The organism is Pseudoxanthomonas koreensis (assembly GCF_010093225.1).
GTDB classification, from domain to species: Bacteria; Pseudomonadota; Gammaproteobacteria; order Xanthomonadales; family Xanthomonadaceae; genus Pseudoxanthomonas; species Pseudoxanthomonas koreensis.
Genome location: NZ_PDWM01000081.1, coordinates 1 through 1174 on the forward strand (window position 1 = coordinate 1; position 1174 = coordinate 1174).

Annotated in this window: 1 protein-coding gene; it reads left to right on the forward strand. The window is 68.4% G+C overall.

Annotation, left to right across the window (positions count from 1 at the left end; translation table 11 throughout):
* Nucleotides 1–230 precede the first annotated feature (230 nt).
* Nucleotides 231–1157, forward strand: a complete 927-nt coding sequence (locus CSC64_RS13780) for an IS110 family transposase (protein ID WP_162435903.1) — start codon at nucleotides 231–233, stop codon at nucleotides 1155–1157.
* Nucleotides 1158–1174 lie beyond the last annotated feature (17 nt).

The window sequence follows — 1174 nt, forward strand, 5'->3', positions numbered from 1 at the left end:
CGTGTCGCGGTCATGCCCGCTTGTGTCTACCCGAACCGGTAGCCTTGAGTGGAGAGCGATGTGCGGCACGCCGATAGCCCGTTGTGTTGCGAGCACGTGTAGGAGCCTGAGCGGCCGCACATCGACCTGTTTCCTTAGCCCGAACAGTTGAACGAGCCGCAGCTCGTACTTCACAAGCGTGGGCAGGAACCAGGCGGCTCTCTCCTGTCCCTCAGTCTACCCAATGGCCTATGACCCTCTGGATCGGTATCGACGTTGCCAAGGCCACCTTGGCTTTCCACCTGCTGCCCGACGGGCAGTACTTGACCGTACCCAACACCGCCCAAGGGCATGCCCGGTTGCTGGCCCTCGTGCAGGGTCGACCCGTGGGCAATGTCCTGCTGGAGGCCACCGGCGGCTACGAACGGGCCCTCATGGCGGCCCTGCAGGATGCCGGTCTGCCGGTCACCCGGATCAATCCCCGCCGCGCCCGGGCCTTCGCCACCGCGCTGGGCACGACCGCAAAGACCGATCCGATCGATGCGGCCCTGCTGGCCCGCATGGCATCGCTGGTACAGGCCCCGGCCACGCCGATGGAGCCGGAGCGCCAACGCCTGCGCGCCCTGGTGCAGCGACGCGAACAGCTGGTCCAGCAGCGCGATGACGAGCGCCGTCGCCTGTCCCTGGCCCACGACCCGGCCGTCCGCACCGACCTGCTCGAACACATCGGCTACCTGCGCCAGCAGATCCGGCGGATCGACCAGGCCATCGTCCATAGCCAGGCCCAACTGGACGACGCCCTGGCCCAGCGCCTGGCGGCGGTGCCCGGCATCGGCCCGATCACCACCGCCAGCATGCTGGCCTATGTCCCGGAACTGGGCCGCCTGGACCGGCGTCAGATCGCGGCCTTGGCCGGACTGGCCCCCTACAACGTGGACAGCGGACAACAACAGGGCAAACGTCGCATCCGCGGGGGCCGGGCCCCCATCCGGCGGGTGCTCTACATGGCCTGCTGGTCCGTGGTGCGTACCCAGCCGGCCTTCAAGGCCCGCTACCAACAGCTGCGACAGCGGGGCAAGTGCGCCAAGGTCGCCCTGGTGGCCTGCATGCGGGTCCTGCTCACCCGGCTCAACGCCATGGCGCGGGACAACACCCCCTGGCGCGAGGAGATGGCCTGAAGACAGTTGCTCCTACA